Below are 14,937 nucleotides of genomic sequence, written 5' to 3' on the forward strand. Positions count from 1 at the left end.
GCGGTCGCGAAACCACGCCTTTCTGGCAGGAGGGAATCGAACGCGAGGCGCAGCGAGTCGGTGTGCCGGTCGCCTATCTGCCGTCGGGCGACATGATGTGCGTGTACCGCTCGCCTGTGGAATTCTTCGCCGTGCTGCGAGAGCATGTCTGATAGGCCGTTAAGCACCATTACGATTTGCACAGACGCACCTGATCTTCAGCAATCAGTAACCAAGACTGCGCATTCTGCGGAAAGTTAATTTCCACACCCTTATTGTTAATGAGGATGCGTAATGGCGAAGAATACTGTGCGCTGGGGCGCAGACGTTGGTTGTCAGACCAAAGTGAAGCCGCTGGAGCTTCGAAACGATCTTGGCGAGCATGGCCTGAAGGGCAAGCGCGCGAAGGGCGCACTGGGAATCAGCCGCCAGATGACCCGCAAGGATGCGAAGGCGGACGCGCAGGATGGCCTTCCGGTCTCCGAAGCGATCACGCAGGACCAATGGAGCGAGCGCGAGCAGATGATCGCCGAGCGCGCCGAGGAAGTGCGCCGCGGGCTCGGCACCTGGATGTCCACCACGGCCGCGAATGTCCGCAACTATATTGCCGACTACACGCCGATCGACATTCATTTCGATCAGCTGCGTGAAGCGATAAAGTCGGAAGAGAACGAGTACCGTCACTACGAAACCGACGACACGATCCAGGCCAAGGATTCGCACGATGCTGCCGTGATCGAGCTGCAGCAGTTCCGCGCCAAGCATGGCGACCGGATCGGCGACCGCACACCGGACATCAAGAAGAATGTCGAGCAGGCCATCGCCATCCTCGTCTTCATCATGATCCTGGAGGGCGGCTTCAACGCGCTGCTGTTCAAGGATGCGCAGGCCAACGGCCTCATGGGCGGCATGCTGATCGCGTTTGCCGTCAGCGCGGTGAACGTCTGCATGGGCGTCATCGCCGGCTTCTTCGGCCTGCGCTATGCGCTTAACAGCTCGCACATCGTGCAGCGGGTGCTGGGCTGGACGATCTTCGCGTCCTGCCTCATCAGCGGCCTCATCCTCAACTTCTTCATCGCGCACTTCCGCGATGCTGTGGAAGTCGGCCTGATGGCGGCAAATGCGGCCGGCGCGATGGGCGATTTCTCGCTGTTCTCGATCTCGCCGTCGGAAGTGTTCAAGTCGATGTTCCCGAACATTGTCGGCCTCGACAGCTTCATCGCCCTTGGCCTGTTGTTCATGGGGCTGACGGTTTTCGGTCTCGCGATCTATGAAGGGTATGACCGCATTTCCGACCGCTATCCCGGCTATGGCCGCGTGTGGCGCAAGGAGCGTAATGCCTATGAGCGCCGCCAGCAGGTGCGCAATGCGGTGCGCGACGATCTCTCCGATTACTTCACCAGCTGCCGCCTCTGGTTCGAAACGCAGCAATCCCGCCATGTCGCCGCCAAGCGTGAAATCGAGAAGGCGATGAACCTGCTCGACTCCCGCCGCGACTTCGCCATCGCCATCGCCTCACGGGCCGCAGACCAGGAACGCAGCCTGAAGGTTGCCTACCGCCAGGCCCACCGCCGCGCCCGCAACGCCAACCGCGACCGCCTAGGCGACCAGGCGCCGTGCCCGGCTTATTTCGACGAGATCGTCACGCCGCAGCTGCCGGCCTTCGAAATGACGAAGGAGCGCGAGCAGGCACAGGCCGCCATCAAGGCGATCGACAACAACATCACGGCACTGAACATCACACGCGAATGGCTGGAGCAGCACATCCAGCAGGTGCAGCAGGGGCTTTCCTCGATCGAGAAGAAGGTCATCGCCGAGATCGGCAAGATGCGTGACGCTCGGGAAGCCAAGAGCGGCAAGGGCGATACGCATGTCCCGGTCGACATGGCCCGGCGCGCTTAGGGAGTAGCCACGCATGGCACGACGCAGGAACGAAAAGGGCCCCTGGTTCTGGCGCGGCACGATCGCCGCGATGCTGAGCGGTGTATTCGGCGTATTCGCGTTGGTCGCGTTCAGCCAGCCGCCGGCCATCATGCCGGAGGACAGCTGCCGTCTCGACCGCAAGGATCCCGCGCACACGATCCTCCTGATCGACCAGTCCGACCCGTTCAACCCGAACGACCTCGACTGGGTGCGCGAACTGGTGAACGAGGAAGCGCGCAGCCTGCCGAAATACGGCAAGCTGACCATCATGGTCCCGAACGCTACCGATCCGTACAATCCGAAAGTTCTGTATGCGGCCTGTTCGCCGGGTAGCGCGGAGGCCGCCAACCCGATCACGCAGAACCCGAAAATGATCGAACAGACCTGGCAGAGCAAATTCTTCCAGCCGCTGGCCGACACGGTGGAGCATGCGCTGCTCGACAAGGAGCAGCCAAGCTCGCCTCTGTCGGAAGCGATCTATGCAATTTCCGACCGTGCAGACTTCCAGCCGCAGCAGAACGCGCGCCGCGTGGTCCTTGTCTCGGACCTGATGCAGCATTCCGACAGCTTCTCCTTCTACAAGATCGGCGCCGACTATGACGCCTATCTCGACTCGAAGCTCGCGGAGATGAGCCCGCACCTGCAGGGCGTCGAAGTTGTCGCCCGCGTGGTGCCCCGCCAGATCTATGACCTGCCGCTGGCAGACGTCAAAGGCTTCTGGCGCGCCTACTTCACCGATGCCGGCGCTACCTACGGCTCGGTCAACTGATCTCACTGAAGCCTGATCGGGGAGGGCTTATGTCAACCTTGACATAAGCCCTCCCCGCTGCGTTTGATCCTCCCAAAATAACATGAGGGAGGACCGGCGATGACCGGATCAGTGCGCCAGCAAGGCTTTCGTTCCACCGGATATGGCCTGGCGGCGGGCGCCCTGATGTTTCTGGGGGCCTGCGCAACCGCCCCGGAGAGGCCCTCCGGCATGGCCAATGGCGCAGAAGTCGTGGTTCCCAAAGTCGACCAGTATATCGAAGCCTTCAACGCGCCCCGCGGGCCTGTCCGCATCAGCCAGACCGGCTTCCGGCCGGGCTTCCCGGTGCTGGGCGTCGTCGAAACTGACGCTGCAGAGCCGCGCTCCTGGTCGGTGCACACTGACAAGGGCAAGGTCATCGCCAGTGGCATGACGGTGCCGTTCGGGGGCGATACCGGCTCCGGCGCCGCTGTGCAGAGCATCCTGATGGAAAGCGGCCTTCCGGCGGGCGGACCTTATGTGCTGACCGTCGAAGGCGTCGGCGACAGCCATCCTTTCCGCGTTTCGGACCACGTGTTCCATGCGCTGAAATATGACCTGCTGAACTATTATTATCATAACCGGGCCGGCATCCCGATCGAGGCGAAGTATGCCGGCGGCGAAGCGTGGGCGCGTCCGGCGGGCCAGCCTCGCGAAACCCTGACCTGCTTCAGGGGCAAGGACATGAACGGCATCGCCTGGCCGGGCTGCGACTACACGCTCGACGTGCATGGCGGCTGGTATGATGCCGGTGACCAGAGCAAATATGCCGTGAACGCCGGCGTCACCATGTGGACCCTTTTCAATGCCTATGAGGTGGGCTTCACCGGCTTCGAAGACGGCAAGGTGAAGCTGCCGGAGGCGGGCAACGGCCAGAACGACCTGCTCGACGAGGTTCGCTTCAACATGGACTGGATGCTGCGCATGCAGGCGCCCGAGGGCGCGAAGGCGGCCGTGGCGCGCGGGATGAGTCCTGACGGGGCTAAAGGCATCAAGCCCGAAGTCATCGATGTTTCCGGCATGGTGCATCACAAGGAAGGCACGGTGAAATGGCCGCCCGTTCCGATGATGCCGCATGAGGACGACACGCCGCGCGCGCTGTATCCGCCTTCCACCACGGCGACTCTGCACCTTGCGGCGACGGGCGCCCAGTGCGCGCGTATCTATAAGTCCGTAGACGCAGCATTTTCGGCGCGCTGCCTTGAGGCGGCGAAGCGTGCCTATGCCGCCGCGCAGCGCGTGCCGGATGCGTATTCATACAACAACTTCACCGGCAACGGCCCCTACAGCTCGACCGACCCGCGCAACGAGTTCTATTGGGCCGCGGCGGAGCTTTACGCAACGACTGGCGACGCCGCCTTTCTCGCAGATCTTCAGGCTGCCGAAGCGAGCCTTGAGGCGGACCCGGCCGGCCAGCGCCAACTGGGATGGAGCGACACCGAATATGCCGGCGTGATGACGCTCGCCCGCTTTGCACCGGACGAGGCAGTGAAGGCCGCCGGGCGCGCCAAACTCAAAACCATTGCAGACGCGTATCTCGCCCAGCGGCCTGCCGAAGGCTACGGCATCGCGTACACGAAAGAGAAGTGGCCCTGGGGCTCGGTCGGCGAACTTGCCAATCGCGGTGTGCTGCTCGCGACCGTTTATGAATTCACGGGCGACAAGTCCTACCGAAATGCAGCGCTCGACATGCTGGACTACATCCTCGGCCGCAATCCGCGGGACATTTCCTATGTCTCGGGTCATGGCGCAAATGCCTTCAAGGCGCCGCACCACCGGGTATGGGCCGGGGCGAACTATCCGGGCTGGCCGCTGCCGCCGCCGGGGGCTGTTTCAGGCGGGTCGAACAACCAGGCCATCGCCGGACCGGTCTCTGCCGCCTTCGCAGACAATTGCCACGCCCAGACCTGCTATGCCGACCATGTCGACGCGTATGAGCTGAACGAGGTGGCGATCAACTGGCAGTCCGCCGTGTTCTGGCTGGCGGCCTGGGCAGATGAGGTCGACCGGACTTAGTCCTCGAAGATGCCGATCACCGGCACATGGTCCGACGGCTTGTCGAGCGTGCGGGCCTTGCGGAAGATCTCGACCGACTGAAGTCGGTCGGCCGCCTGCGGTGACAGCATGAGGTGGTCGATCCGGATGCCGTGATCCTTCTGGAAGGCGCCGCCCTGGTAGTCCCAGAAGGTATACTGGTGCGCCCGGCCATCGGCGATCTCGAACGCGTCGGCAAATCCGGCATTCTTGATCCGGCGGAAAGCTTCACGCGTTTCGGGCAGGGCGAGGGCGTCGTCGGCCCAGACCGATTCGTCCCAGCAATCGAGCGCCGTCGGGATGGTGTTGTAGTCGCCGCACAGCACATACGGCTCCTCGGCCTTCAGCCGCTCGCGGGCATGGCCCAGCAGGCATTCCATCCATTCCAGCTTGTAGTCGTATTTCGGGCCCGGCGCCGGGTTGCCGTTCGGCAGGTAGATCCCGCCGACCCGGATCGGGTGCTCGCACATGACCAGCGCCTCGATGAAGCGGGCCTGGTCGTCCTCCATCGTGGAGAGGCCTTTCTGCACATCCTCAAGAGGGTATTTCGAGAGCATGGCGACGCCATTATAGCTCTTTTGGCCCAGCACCTCGCAATGCCATCCGGCCTCCTCCAGCTCCATGTAAGGAAAGGCGTCGGTCTCGCACTTCAGTTCCTGAAGGCAGACCACGTCGCACTCTATGGCCTGCAGCACTTCCAGCACAGTTGGGAAGCGGGCCTTGATCGAATTAACGTTCCAGGTGGCAATACGCATGGGGGAGACCTTTAACAGCTTCGCCCCATTGTTCCAGCCGGTTCAGGCCCCTATACTTCCTGAAACGTCAAGGAGACCCCCGGCATGGCCCCTAGCTGGATTCAAATGCTGATCGTCGTGATCGCCGCGCTGCTGCTGTTCGGCGGCCGCGGACGGATTTCCTCGATCATGGGCGACATGGCCAAAGGCATCGGTGCCTTCCGCAAGGGCCTCAAGGACGAAGAGACCCGGGCTGTTGACGATGACAAGACGATCAACGTGACGCCCAAGAAGGACGAAACCAAGGCTTCGTCCTGAACCCTGACGGAGGGCGCACGCCATGCTGCCCGGCATCGGATTTTCCGAACTCGTCATCCTTGCGATCGCGGCGCTGATCTTTGTCGGCCCGAAGGACCTGCCGATGATGATGCGCCGCCTTGGCCAGTTTGTGGGCAAGGGCCGGGCCATGGCACGCGAGTTCCAGGCCGCCTTTGACGACATCGCCCGCCAGAGCGAGCTGGAAGAGCTGCGCAAGGAAATCGAAGACCTGAAGCGCACCAATTCGCTGAAATCGGCGACCGACGACCTTGCGACCTATGAGGCAGATGTGAATTCCGCCGTCATGGCGAAAACCCCGCCGTCCGAACCGGAAGAGGGCCCCGCGTGACCCATATTCCCCCGAAAGACGAACAGCCCGACATCACGGATGATGAAGTCGAGGCGAGCCGCGCCCCGCTGCTGGACCATCTGGTCGAGCTGCGCAGCCGCCTCATCAAGGCGCTGATCGCCCTGTCGATCGCGACCATCGGCTGCTTCTTCTTCGCGCAGGACATCTATGAACTGCTGATCGGCCCCTTCGCATCGATGGCCGAGCAGGTGCGCGGCGCCAAGCTGGAATTCATCTACACCGCGCCGATGGAGTTCTTCTTTGCGAAGCTGAAGCTTGCGCTGTTCGCGGGCCTCTTCGTCTCGTTCCCGTATCTCGCCTGGCAGGTCTATGCCTTCGTCGCGCCGGGACTCTACAAGAATGAGCGCGGCGCTTTCTGGCCTTATCTCGTGCTGGCACCGATCCTGTTTTCGATGGGCGCGGCGTTCGTCTATTACATCATGCTGCCGATGCTGGCGCGGTTCACCGTGGGCATGGAGCTGACCGACAGCGAAGTCGCCAACATCACCATGCTGCCCAAGGTGGCGGACTATTTGTCGCTGGTGATGGCGCTGATGCTGGCCTTCGGGATCTCGTTCCAGCTGCCGCTGATCCTGACGCTGCTCGGCAAGATCGGCATCGTCTCGTCGCAGGCACTGGCCAGCGGACGCAAATTCGCGATCGTCGGTATTCTCGCCTTTTCCGCTGTCTTTACACCGCCGGACGCGATTTCGCAGGTTCTGCTCGCCGTACCGGTGTTACTGCTTTACGAAATCGGCATCCTCAGCGTCAAAATGATCGAGAAGAAAGAAGCCGAGCGTGAGGCATCTGCCGTAGCGGAATGACGACTGCGCTGTCAGGCACAGTTGAAATGCCAGTGGGAATGTTGGACGTTCGGCCCGAAAAACGCCTTGAGAACCGGGGAGCGTAGCGTGGCGCGGGTCAGAAGTGTCCTGCTGGTGGACTTTGACAACATATTTGCCGCCACCGGCCAGGCATTCGTGGACACGCTGCCAAAATGGCTCCTGTGGCTGTCGGATGGGGCGCTGTCGGAAGGCAGCGTGCGCCGGACGTTTCTTGCCAAACGCGTCTACTGGAACAACCAGTACGACTCCCTTCGTCCGGCCTTCGAGGCGGCCGGCTTCGAGGCCTTCAACTGCCGGGCCCATGCCAAGTCCAAGATCGCGGCAGGGAAGAGTTCCGCCGACATCGTGATGACCATGGATGCCATCGAGCTGATGCACACGCAGCACCGGCTCGACGAGATTATCCTCCTGACCACCGACTCCGATTTCGTGCCTGTGGTGAACCGGCTGCAGGGGGCATCCCTGCGGGTGGTGACCGGTGGCAAGGAGACCGATCCGACCTACGAACTCTATTCCGACCATGCCGACGCCGTCATCCATATCGGCGCGCTGAAGGCGGCCTTCGATTATGAGCGGGCGCCGCGCAAATGGTACAAGCTGCAATCGCCGCCGCCGGTAATCGCGCCGCTGCGCCATGTGGCGGAACGCCGGTCGATGCTGATGGGGCGGGTGCGCGAGGCGGTCCGGGCCGAGAAGGCCAACGGCACGCCGCTGCCGCAGCAGCAGATCGCGCTTGCCGCCGACATCGTCATGCAGCTCGGCTCCAAGACGCCGGATCAGCCGCTGCCGCGCAACAAGGTGATCCGCGCGCTCGAATCCATCGACGGCTTCCAGACCCGCTACCGCGACCGGGTGAAGCCATGGCTGGGCCAGCGCAACTTCAACGCCCTGATGCGCAAGATCTCCGAGCACAATCCGGACATCGAGATTTTCCCGCTGGCCGACAAGAGCCTGAAGATCGTCTGCCGGGTGCGCCCGCGCGGCCCCCGCGCCCGCCGCGGCCGCGTGTTCGGCTTTGCTGACCAGGCACCACAGGGGGAGGCGCAGGCCTCTGCGGCTGAAACGCAAGTGGACGCGCGGCCCGCAGCGGATTAGAGGCTGGGGCCGGAAGACGACCCAAGCCCTGAGGCCCGATTACGATGTTTGACCTGCGCGCCATCCGCGAAAACCCTGAAGCGTTCCGCAAGGCCTGGAACCGGCGCAAGCCCGGCCTAGGCGATGCTGTCGACGCCATCCACGGCCATGACGCGGCCCTGCGCACGGCCGTGACCGACAAGCAGGAAGCCGAAAAGCTGCGCAACGAGACCTCCAAGCTGGTCGGCAAGGCCAAGGCTTCGGGCGACGAGGCGGAGTTCGAGCGCCTGCGCAAGGTCGTCTCCGATGCCAAGGAAACCATCGACGCCTGCGCCGAGCAGGAGGAGGCCGCGCGCAAGCTGCTCGATGAACTGCTCTACGGCCTGCCGAACATCCCGCTGGAGGATGTGCCCGAAGGCTCTGACGAGCATGGCAATGTGGAGCAGCACCGCTGGGGCGAACCTCGCGCCATCGCCGCCCCGAAAGACCATGCCGACCTCGGCGAAGCGCTCGGCATGATGGATTTCGAAACGGCGGCGAAGATGAGCGGCGCGCGCTTTGTGTTGCTGTCGGGCAAGCTCGCCCGGCTGGAGCGGGCGCTGGCGGCCTTCATGCTGGACCTGCAGACGGAGGAACATGGGTATACGGAATGTTCGCCGCCCTTGTTGGTCAAAGACCAGGCGCTGGTGGGCACGGGGCAGTTGCCGAAGTTTGAAGAGGATCTATTTCAGACTCGTGTGTTCGTGCCTGAGTCGACAAGGCATAAATTTGAACAATTGAAGATGCAGATTGCCGAGGTGGAGCATCTTCGATCTGTAATGATGCGTGGCTTTACCAAGAAATTTATCGAAGCGGAGGAGTACCTCAAACGAACTGGAATTTCTGATGGCGAGGTTGATGAGCGTCTCGACCTATTAATTGAGGAATTGAGAACGGAACGTCGCGAGTTGGACCTTGGGTATGCGCCTGTTCAGGACGAGTTTGAAGATTTAGAGAAATACCTGACGGCTCAAAACTTCCTCATCCCCACCGCCGAAGTGCCGCTCACGAACATCGTCCGTGAGACGATCATCGAGCCGGGTTACCTGCCGCGCCGCTACACAGCGCACACGCCGTGCTTCCGCTCGGAAGCGGGCAGTGCCGGGCGTGACACGAAGGGCATGATCCGCCTGCACCAGTTCAACAAGGTCGAACTCGTCTCCATCGTCGCGAACGAGGAAGAAGGCCTGGCCGAGCTGGAGCGCATGACGGGCTGTGCTGAGGAAGTCCTGAAGCGCCTGAACCTGCCGTTCCGCCGTATTCTGCTGTGCACCGGCGACATGGGGGCAGGGGCGCGCAAGACCTATGACCTCGAAGTCTGGCTGCCCTCGCAGAACACTTATCGCGAGATCAGCTCGTGCTCCTATTGCGGCGACTATCAGGCCCGCCGCATGAACGCCCGCCACCGCCCGGAAGCCGGCGCGAAACCGGAATTCGTGCACACGCTGAACGGCTCCGGCCTCGCCGTGGGCCGCACGCTGGTCGCTGTCCTCGAAAACTACCAGAACGAAGACGGCTCCATCACCGTTCCCGAAGCCCTGCGCGGCTACATGGGCGGGCTTGAGGTGATTTCGGTATGAGCCCTCACCTCCCACGCCCTGCGGGCGCGGGCCCCTCCTCTCCCGCAAGCGGGAGAGGGGTTATCCGTGCTCCGCGTCGCAACCCCTCTCCCTCCGGGAGAGGAGGGGCCCATCGCGCAGCGATGGGAGGTGAGGGAGCCCAACGATGAGAATCCTCCTCACAAACGACGACGGCATCAATGCCCCCGGTCTCTCCGTGCTGGAAGAGATCGCTCGCGAGCTGTCCGACGATATCTGGATATCCGCGCCGGAAGAGGAGCAGTCCGGCAAGGGCCGCGCGATCTCGCTGACCCATCCGGTGCGCACGCGCAAGGTTGGCGCCAAGGCCTTCGCCGTCACCGGCACGCCGTCCGACTGCGTCCTGCTCGCCGTGCACGAACTGATGCCCGACAAGCCGGACCTCGTCCTATCCGGCGTCAATCGCGGCCAGAACATCGCCGAGGATACGAGCTTTTCCGGCACCATCGCCGCCGCCATGTTCGGGATGCAGATGGGCATTCCCTCCATCGCGCTCAGCCAGTCGCAGAACTTCCGCGAGCGCGGCTCGCTGCCATGGGACACAGCGCGGGCCTGGGGCGCGAAGACGCTGCGCCCCTTGATCGATCATGGCTGGCCGTCGGACGTGGTGATGAACGTCAACTTTCCCGACGTCGAGCCGGAAGATGTGCGGGGCATCCAGATCACCCGTCAGGGCTTCCGCGACGAGTCGATCATCCATACCGACCGCCGGGAAGACCTGCGCGGCAACGATTACTACTGGATCGGCTACCGGGGCAAATTGTCGAAGCCGGATGAGGGAACCGACCTCAGAGCGATCTATGAGGGCTATGTTTCGGTCTCTCCGCTGCATGTGGACTTGACGCACGAGGCATTCCTCAAAAAGCTCAAAGGGTCATGGCAGAACTGATTGCCGACCCGTTCCGGTCCGCCCGCCTCGTCCTTCTCCTGCGGCAGGAGGGCGTGACCGATGACGGCGTGCTGCGGGCCATGGAGACGATCGACCGGACGGCTTTCGTCGCGAATGACCGGCTGAACCCGCTCGCCTTCGAGGATTGTGTGCTGCCGATCCCGTGCGGCCAGATCATTCCGCGCCCCGCCGCGACCGGGCAGCTGTTGCAGGCATTGCAGCTGAAGCAGGGCCGCGAATCGCGGGTGCTGCTGATCGGGGCCGGGTCTGGCTATACGGCGGTGCTGGCCGCCCAGCTCGCCTCTGACGTGTTTGCGGTCGAACGCTACCAGACCCTGACCGACGATTTCCGCAGCCGAATCGTGGAACTCGGCCTCTCCAATATCGCCGTGCGCTGGGAAGATGGCCTGATCGGCTGGCCGGAGCGGGGGCCGTATGACCGGATCCTGCTGACCGGCGCGGTCGAGGATGTGCCGGACCTGTTGTTCCCTCAGCTGGCGAAAGGCGGCCTGCTGGTTGCCCCGGTGGTCAGCGGGGCCGGGCAGACCCTGCTGCGCATCCATGAGGGCGGCCGGCGGGAAAACATGCCGCTGACCTACCCCCTGCCGCGGCTCACAGAGGGCCGGTCACAGGTGCTGTAGCTGCGTTTTCGGCGCCTGCAGCCCTTGTTTGCCAAGGCCCGCGGGCACAGCTATAGGGCTGTATCTTTTTCGGGGCCAAGGGAGAGGAATGCCATGTCGAACAAGCTTTTCGCGCTGATTGCCGGGGCTACGCTGATGGGGCTTCCCGCCGCTGCGCAAGAGGCCGCCCAGCGCCCCGGCGGCGGCCTGTTTGAGCTGCTCATCATGCCGGTGGGCCTCGTTGCCATCTTCTACTTCCTGCTGATCCGGCCGCAGCAGCAGCGCGCCAAGAAGCATGCCGGCATGGTGTCGGGCCTCAAGCGCGGCGATACAGTGGTCACTTCCGGCGGTCTCGTCGGCAAGGTCAACAAGGTGTTCGATGACGAAATCTCGCTCGAACTCGCCGAGAATGTGAAAGTCCGGGTCATCAAGTCGATGGTCATTGAGGTGCGCGGCAAGGCCGAGCCCGTCGCCGCCAACGACTAGGGTGCGTCGCCGCCCCGGCGGCCAGACAGGGATTCCCCCATGCTTCAGTTTCCCCCTTGGAAGATCGGCCTGATTTTCCTGGTCCTGTTGTGGGGCGCCGTGCTGGCGCTGCCGAACGTTGCGAACATGTCCGGCGCGCCGGGCTGGGTACCCAAGAAGGGGGTCAATCTCGGCCTCGACCTGCGCGGCGGTGTCTATCTCATGATGGAGATCGAGCCCGACGAGGTCGTCGCCAACCGGCTGAACGTGTTTGCCCGCGATGTTTCGTCCGCCATGCGCGGCGCGAGCGTTGCCGAGCGCCTCTACAATGAAACCGAGATCAACGGCCGCACCCTTCAAGTGAAGCTGACCCGTCCGAACGAGGACGGCTCTTTCCGCACGGAAGAGGCGCTGAAGCGCCTACAGAAACTGAACGGCCCGGTCGGTGGCGTTATCGGCGGCGCCGAAATGTACGAAATGAAGATCACGTCCCCGGACACGATCAGCATTACCGTGCCGGCCGCGGCCGAGGAATCGCTGGTCAAGGACGCGCTCGGCAAGACGATGACCATTGTGCGCCGCCGGGTGGACCCGGATGGCGTCTCGGAAATCGCGATCACGCCGCAGGGCAACAATCGCATCATTCTGGAAGCGCCCGGCGAACCCGACCCGCAGCGTCTCAAGAATCTTTTGAGCCGCGACGGCCGGATGACCTTCAACCTCGTCGATTCCGATCCGAGCGCGATCGACGCGGCCCAGCGCGGCGTCGTGAAGCCCGGCTACCGCCTGCTGACCGGTGCAGAAACCGGCCCGCTGCTCGTCCGTGACATTCCGGAAGTGGTCGGCTCCGACATCGCCAACGCGGCGCAGAGCTTCGACCAGGCAAACCGCCCCGACATCACCTTCCGCCTCAACGGCAATGGCGCGCGCAAGTTCTACGAAACGACGCGGAACAATTCCGGCAAGCTGTTCGCCATCGTCCTCGACGACGTCATCATGTCGGCCCCGCGCATCAACGAGCCAATCCCTGGAGGTAATGTCCAGATCACCGGCAGCTTTACCCAGCAGGAAGCCATCGACCTCGCCGCCATCATCGAGGCAGGCGAAATGCCGGCCAAGCTGCAATTCCTCGACCAGCGTACCGTCAGCCCGACGCTCGGCCAGGACTCGATCAATGCCGGCTTCACCGCCGCCGTGATCGGCCTTGCCGCAGTCGCCGTGTTCATGGTGCTGGCCTATGGCATGCTCGGCCTCTTCGCGGTCCTGTCGCTGGCCTGTAACATCGTGCTGATCTTTGCCGGCCTGTCGGGCATCGGCGCGACGCTCACCCTGCCTGGTATCGCAGGCATCATCCTCACCATCGGTATGGCCGTGGACGCCAACGTCCTCGTGTTCGAACGGATACGTGAAGAGCAGAATGACGGCCGGTCGCCCTGGACGGCGACGCAGGCAGGTTATGAGCGCGCCCTGTCGACCATCATGGACGCGAACATCACAACGCTGATCGCGGCGACGATCCTTTACCTGCTTGGCTCCGGCCCGGTGAAAGGCTTTGCCGTCACGCTGTCCATCGGTATCGTGACTTCCGTCTTCACGGCCTATGTCGTGACCCGGATCATCACGGTCGGCTGGATGAAGCTGATGAAGCCCAAGCGGTTCAACATCTAGGCGCCGGGAGAGAAACCATGCTGATCCGCTACTGGCCCAAGCAGACCAATGTCCGCTTCATGAACCTGCGTTTCGCAGGCGCCATGTTCTCTGTCCTTCTCATCGCGGCGTCGGCCTTCCTGCTGGCGACGCGCGGCCTGAATTTCGGTGTCGACTTTGCCGGCGGTACGGTGATGGAACTCGAAAAGACCGAAACGGTAACGGTTCCGGCCGTGCGGGCGGCCATGCCCATCAATGCCGAGGTCAACAGTGCCCGCGGCACCGACAATCGCGAAATCGTCGTCGTCAAGTTCGGCGAGGCGCCGGCCGACCTGCTCGGTGACGAGTTCAAGGCGCTTCCAGCGGATCAGCAGGCGGAGCGCGCCTCGGGCGCCACCAATGAACTGATCGTCCGGACACTGAAAGAGGCCTTCAGCCTGACCGACGAAGATATCCTGCGGAACGATTCCGTCGGTCCGAAAGTGTCGAAGGAGCTGTTCACCGACGGGATCACGGCGCTGGTCGTCGCGCTGGCGATGATGCTGGTCTATATCTGGTTCCGCTTCCAGTGGCAGTTCTCAGTCGGCGCCATTGCGGCACTGGCGCATGACGTGATCATCACGCTCGGCATGTTCTCGCTGCTCTGGATCGAGTTCAACCTGACCTCCATCGCGGCCCTGTTGACGATCATTGGTTACTCGATGAACGACACGGTCGTGGTGTTCGACCGCATCCGTGAAGACCGCCGCAAGTACAAGAAGATGCCTGACCGCGAAGTCATCGACCTGTCGCTGAACGTCACTCTGTCGCGCACCTTGCTGACGTCCGGCACCACGCTGATCTCGCTGTTCGCGATCTACTTCCTCGGCGGCCCGGTGCTGCAGGGCATGAGCTTCGCGCTGATCTTCGGTATCGTGATCGGTACTTATTCCTCGATCTTCATCGCCTCGGCGCTGGTCCTGTCGCTGGGCATGGATTTCACGAAGAAAACAGCCGAGGAAGTGCAGGGCTTCACCGGCGTCGGGCCCTGAGGGCCTGACCGCTTACTGATCCAGCCTCACGATCCGGTCGCACAGGGCGTCGATCGCCGCTTCCGGCGTGTCGCAGTGCACCAGCATCGAGCGGAAGCTCTTGGGCGTGAAGCCGCCGCCGATGATATGGTCCATCAGTTCGAAGAAGGGCGCCCAGAAGCCGTCCTCGTCCAGGAAGGCCATCGGCTTGGCGTGCAGGTTCAGCCGCGCCCAGGACAGGATCTCCACCGCCTCTTCCAGCGTGCCGATGCCGCCCGGCAACACGATGAAGGCGTCCGATTCCTGGAACATCATCTGCTTGCGAGTGTGCATGTCTTCCACGATGACGTGCTCGACATCCTCGTAGATCATTTCCTTGGTCAGCAGGAAGCGGGGCATGATGCCCAGAACCTTACCGCCTGCATTGTGGGCTGATCTTGCGCTGGCGCCCATCAGGCCGACGCCGCCGCCGCCATAAACCATGCGGATGCCGCGCTTCGCCAGTTCCGCACCAAGCTTTTCGGCAAGGCGGATATAGTCCTTGTTCACGTCATTCGACGCGCCGCAATACACACAGACAGACCTGACGTTCGACATCCCTGATGGCCTCTTTTCTTCGTTTCTGC

At 62.8% G+C, this 14,937-nt stretch carries 14 protein-coding genes and 1 pseudogene; 13 read left to right on the forward strand and 2 right to left on the reverse strand.

The genetic code is table 11. The features are described 5' to 3' along the window. Nucleotides 1-273 precede the first annotated feature (273 nt). The 3 genes from R3C13_RS11850 to R3C13_RS11860 all read left to right on the forward strand — a co-directional run bounded on the left by R3C13_RS11850 (nt 274) and on the right by R3C13_RS11860 (nt 4,705). Nucleotides 274-1,881, forward strand: coding sequence for a hypothetical protein (locus R3C13_RS11850; protein ID WP_371311040.1), 1,608 nt, complete (start codon nt 274-276; stop codon nt 1,879-1,881). A gap of 13 nt (nt 1,882-1,894) precedes the next feature. After that, nucleotides 1,895-2,671: a hypothetical protein gene (locus R3C13_RS11855; RefSeq protein WP_371311041.1), complete on the forward strand. Its 777-nt coding sequence runs from the start codon at nt 1,895-1,897 to the stop codon at nt 2,669-2,671. Nucleotides 2,672-2,770: 99 nt separating this feature from the next. Beyond that, complete coding sequence (locus R3C13_RS11860) at nt 2,771-4,705, forward strand: glycoside hydrolase family 9 protein (protein ID WP_371311042.1); 1,935 nt, start codon at nt 2,771-2,773, stop codon at nt 4,703-4,705. Here R3C13_RS11860 and R3C13_RS11865 read toward each other — a convergent pair. After that, nucleotides 4,702-5,478 carry an exodeoxyribonuclease III gene (locus tag R3C13_RS11865; protein ID WP_371311043.1) on the reverse strand — a complete coding sequence of 259 codons (777 nt, stop codon included), beginning with the start codon at nt 5,476-5,478 and terminating at the stop codon, nt 4,702-4,704. The genes R3C13_RS11860 and R3C13_RS11865 overlap by 4 nt on opposite strands. 84 nt (nt 5,479-5,562) lie before the next feature. Between R3C13_RS11865 and R3C13_RS11870 the strand changes: the two genes are divergently transcribed. From R3C13_RS11870 to secF, 10 genes and pseudogenes are all read left to right on the forward strand, one after another. Next, on the forward strand, nt 5,563-5,775 hold the full coding sequence (locus R3C13_RS11870) for a Sec-independent protein translocase TatA (protein ID WP_371311044.1): 213 nt from the start codon (nt 5,563-5,565) through the stop codon (nt 5,773-5,775). A 22-nt stretch (nt 5,776-5,797) separates the two neighbouring features. After that, nucleotides 5,798-5,996, forward strand: a pseudogene (gene tatB / locus R3C13_RS11875) (Sec-independent protein translocase protein TatB); the annotation flags it as partial. Nucleotides 5,997-6,156: 160 nt separating this feature from the next. Continuing rightward, on the forward strand, nt 6,157-6,948 hold the full coding sequence (gene tatC, locus R3C13_RS11880; protein WP_371311198.1) for a twin-arginine translocase subunit TatC: 792 nt from the start codon (nt 6,157-6,159) through the stop codon (nt 6,946-6,948). Between the two features lie 87 nt (nt 6,949-7,035). Then, nucleotides 7,036-8,064, forward strand: a complete 1,029-nt coding sequence (locus tag R3C13_RS11885) for an NYN domain-containing protein (protein ID WP_371311045.1) — start codon at nt 7,036-7,038, stop codon at nt 8,062-8,064. A gap of 44 nt (nt 8,065-8,108) precedes the next feature. Further along, nucleotides 8,109-9,662, forward strand: a complete 1,554-nt coding sequence (gene serS / locus R3C13_RS11890; RefSeq protein WP_371311046.1) for a serine--tRNA ligase — start codon at nt 8,109-8,111, stop codon at nt 9,660-9,662. Between the two features lie 145 nt (nt 9,663-9,807). Further along, nucleotides 9,808-10,569 carry a 5'/3'-nucleotidase SurE gene (surE, locus tag R3C13_RS11895; protein WP_371311047.1) on the forward strand — a complete coding sequence of 254 codons (762 nt, stop codon included), beginning with the start codon at nt 9,808-9,810 and terminating at the stop codon, nt 10,567-10,569. Further along, the gene (locus tag R3C13_RS11900) at nt 10,557-11,210 is read left to right on the forward strand and encodes a protein-L-isoaspartate O-methyltransferase (RefSeq protein WP_371311048.1); all 654 of its coding nucleotides are present in this window, start codon (nt 10,557-10,559) and stop codon (nt 11,208-11,210) included. Before surE ends, R3C13_RS11900 begins: the two co-directional genes overlap by 13 nt. 93 nt (nt 11,211-11,303) lie before the next feature. Then, entirely contained in the window at nt 11,304-11,675 is a 372-nt protein-coding gene (gene yajC, locus R3C13_RS11905; RefSeq protein ID WP_371311049.1) for a preprotein translocase subunit YajC, read from the forward strand. Between the two features lie 39 nt (nt 11,676-11,714). After that, entirely contained in the window at nt 11,715-13,322 is a 1,608-nt protein-coding gene (gene secD / locus R3C13_RS11910) for a protein translocase subunit SecD (protein WP_371311050.1), read from the forward strand. A 17-nt stretch (nt 13,323-13,339) separates the two neighbouring features. Beyond that, entirely contained in the window at nt 13,340-14,332 is a 993-nt protein-coding gene (gene secF / locus R3C13_RS11915) for a protein translocase subunit SecF (protein ID WP_371311051.1), read from the forward strand. A gap of 12 nt (nt 14,333-14,344) precedes the next feature. On the opposite strand, the gene R3C13_RS11920 is transcribed toward secF, so the two are convergent. After that, complete coding sequence (locus R3C13_RS11920; RefSeq protein ID WP_371311052.1) at nt 14,345-14,908, reverse strand: TIGR00730 family Rossman fold protein; 564 nt, start codon at nt 14,906-14,908, stop codon at nt 14,345-14,347. Nucleotides 14,909-14,937 lie beyond the last annotated feature (29 nt).

The organism is Hyphomonas sp. (genome assembly GCF_041398385.1).
Classification (GTDB): domain Bacteria; phylum Pseudomonadota; class Alphaproteobacteria; order Caulobacterales; family Hyphomonadaceae; genus Hyphomonas.

What these genes read in the sequence shown, in the direction of transcription:
- R3C13_RS11850 (WP_371311040.1), top strand. Translation starts at nt 274, where the DNA reads ATGGCGAAGAATACTGTGCGCTGGGGCGCAGACGTTGGTTGTCAGACC.
- R3C13_RS11855 (WP_371311041.1), top strand. Translation starts at nt 1,895, where the DNA reads ATGGCACGACGCAGGAACGAAAAGGGCCCCTGGTTCTGGCGCGGCACG.
- R3C13_RS11860 (WP_371311042.1), top strand. Translation starts at nt 2,771, where the DNA reads ATGACCGGATCAGTGCGCCAGCAAGGCTTTCGTTCCACCGGATATGGC.
- R3C13_RS11865 (WP_371311043.1), bottom strand. Translation starts at nt 5,478, where the DNA reads ATGCGTATTGCCACCTGGAACGTTAATTCGATCAAGGCCCGCTTCCCA.
- R3C13_RS11870 (WP_371311044.1), top strand. Translation starts at nt 5,563, where the DNA reads ATGGCCCCTAGCTGGATTCAAATGCTGATCGTCGTGATCGCCGCGCTG.
- serS (WP_371311046.1), top strand. Translation starts at nt 8,109, where the DNA reads ATGTTTGACCTGCGCGCCATCCGCGAAAACCCTGAAGCGTTCCGCAAG.
- surE (WP_371311047.1), top strand. Translation starts at nt 9,808, where the DNA reads ATGAGAATCCTCCTCACAAACGACGACGGCATCAATGCCCCCGGTCTC.
- R3C13_RS11900 (WP_371311048.1), top strand. Translation starts at nt 10,557, where the DNA reads ATGGCAGAACTGATTGCCGACCCGTTCCGGTCCGCCCGCCTCGTCCTT.
- yajC (WP_371311049.1), top strand. Translation starts at nt 11,304, where the DNA reads ATGTCGAACAAGCTTTTCGCGCTGATTGCCGGGGCTACGCTGATGGGG.
- secD (WP_371311050.1), top strand. Translation starts at nt 11,715, where the DNA reads ATGCTTCAGTTTCCCCCTTGGAAGATCGGCCTGATTTTCCTGGTCCTG.
- secF (WP_371311051.1), top strand. Translation starts at nt 13,340, where the DNA reads ATGCTGATCCGCTACTGGCCCAAGCAGACCAATGTCCGCTTCATGAAC.
- R3C13_RS11920 (WP_371311052.1), bottom strand. Translation starts at nt 14,908, where the DNA reads ATGTCGAACGTCAGGTCTGTCTGTGTGTATTGCGGCGCGTCGAATGAC.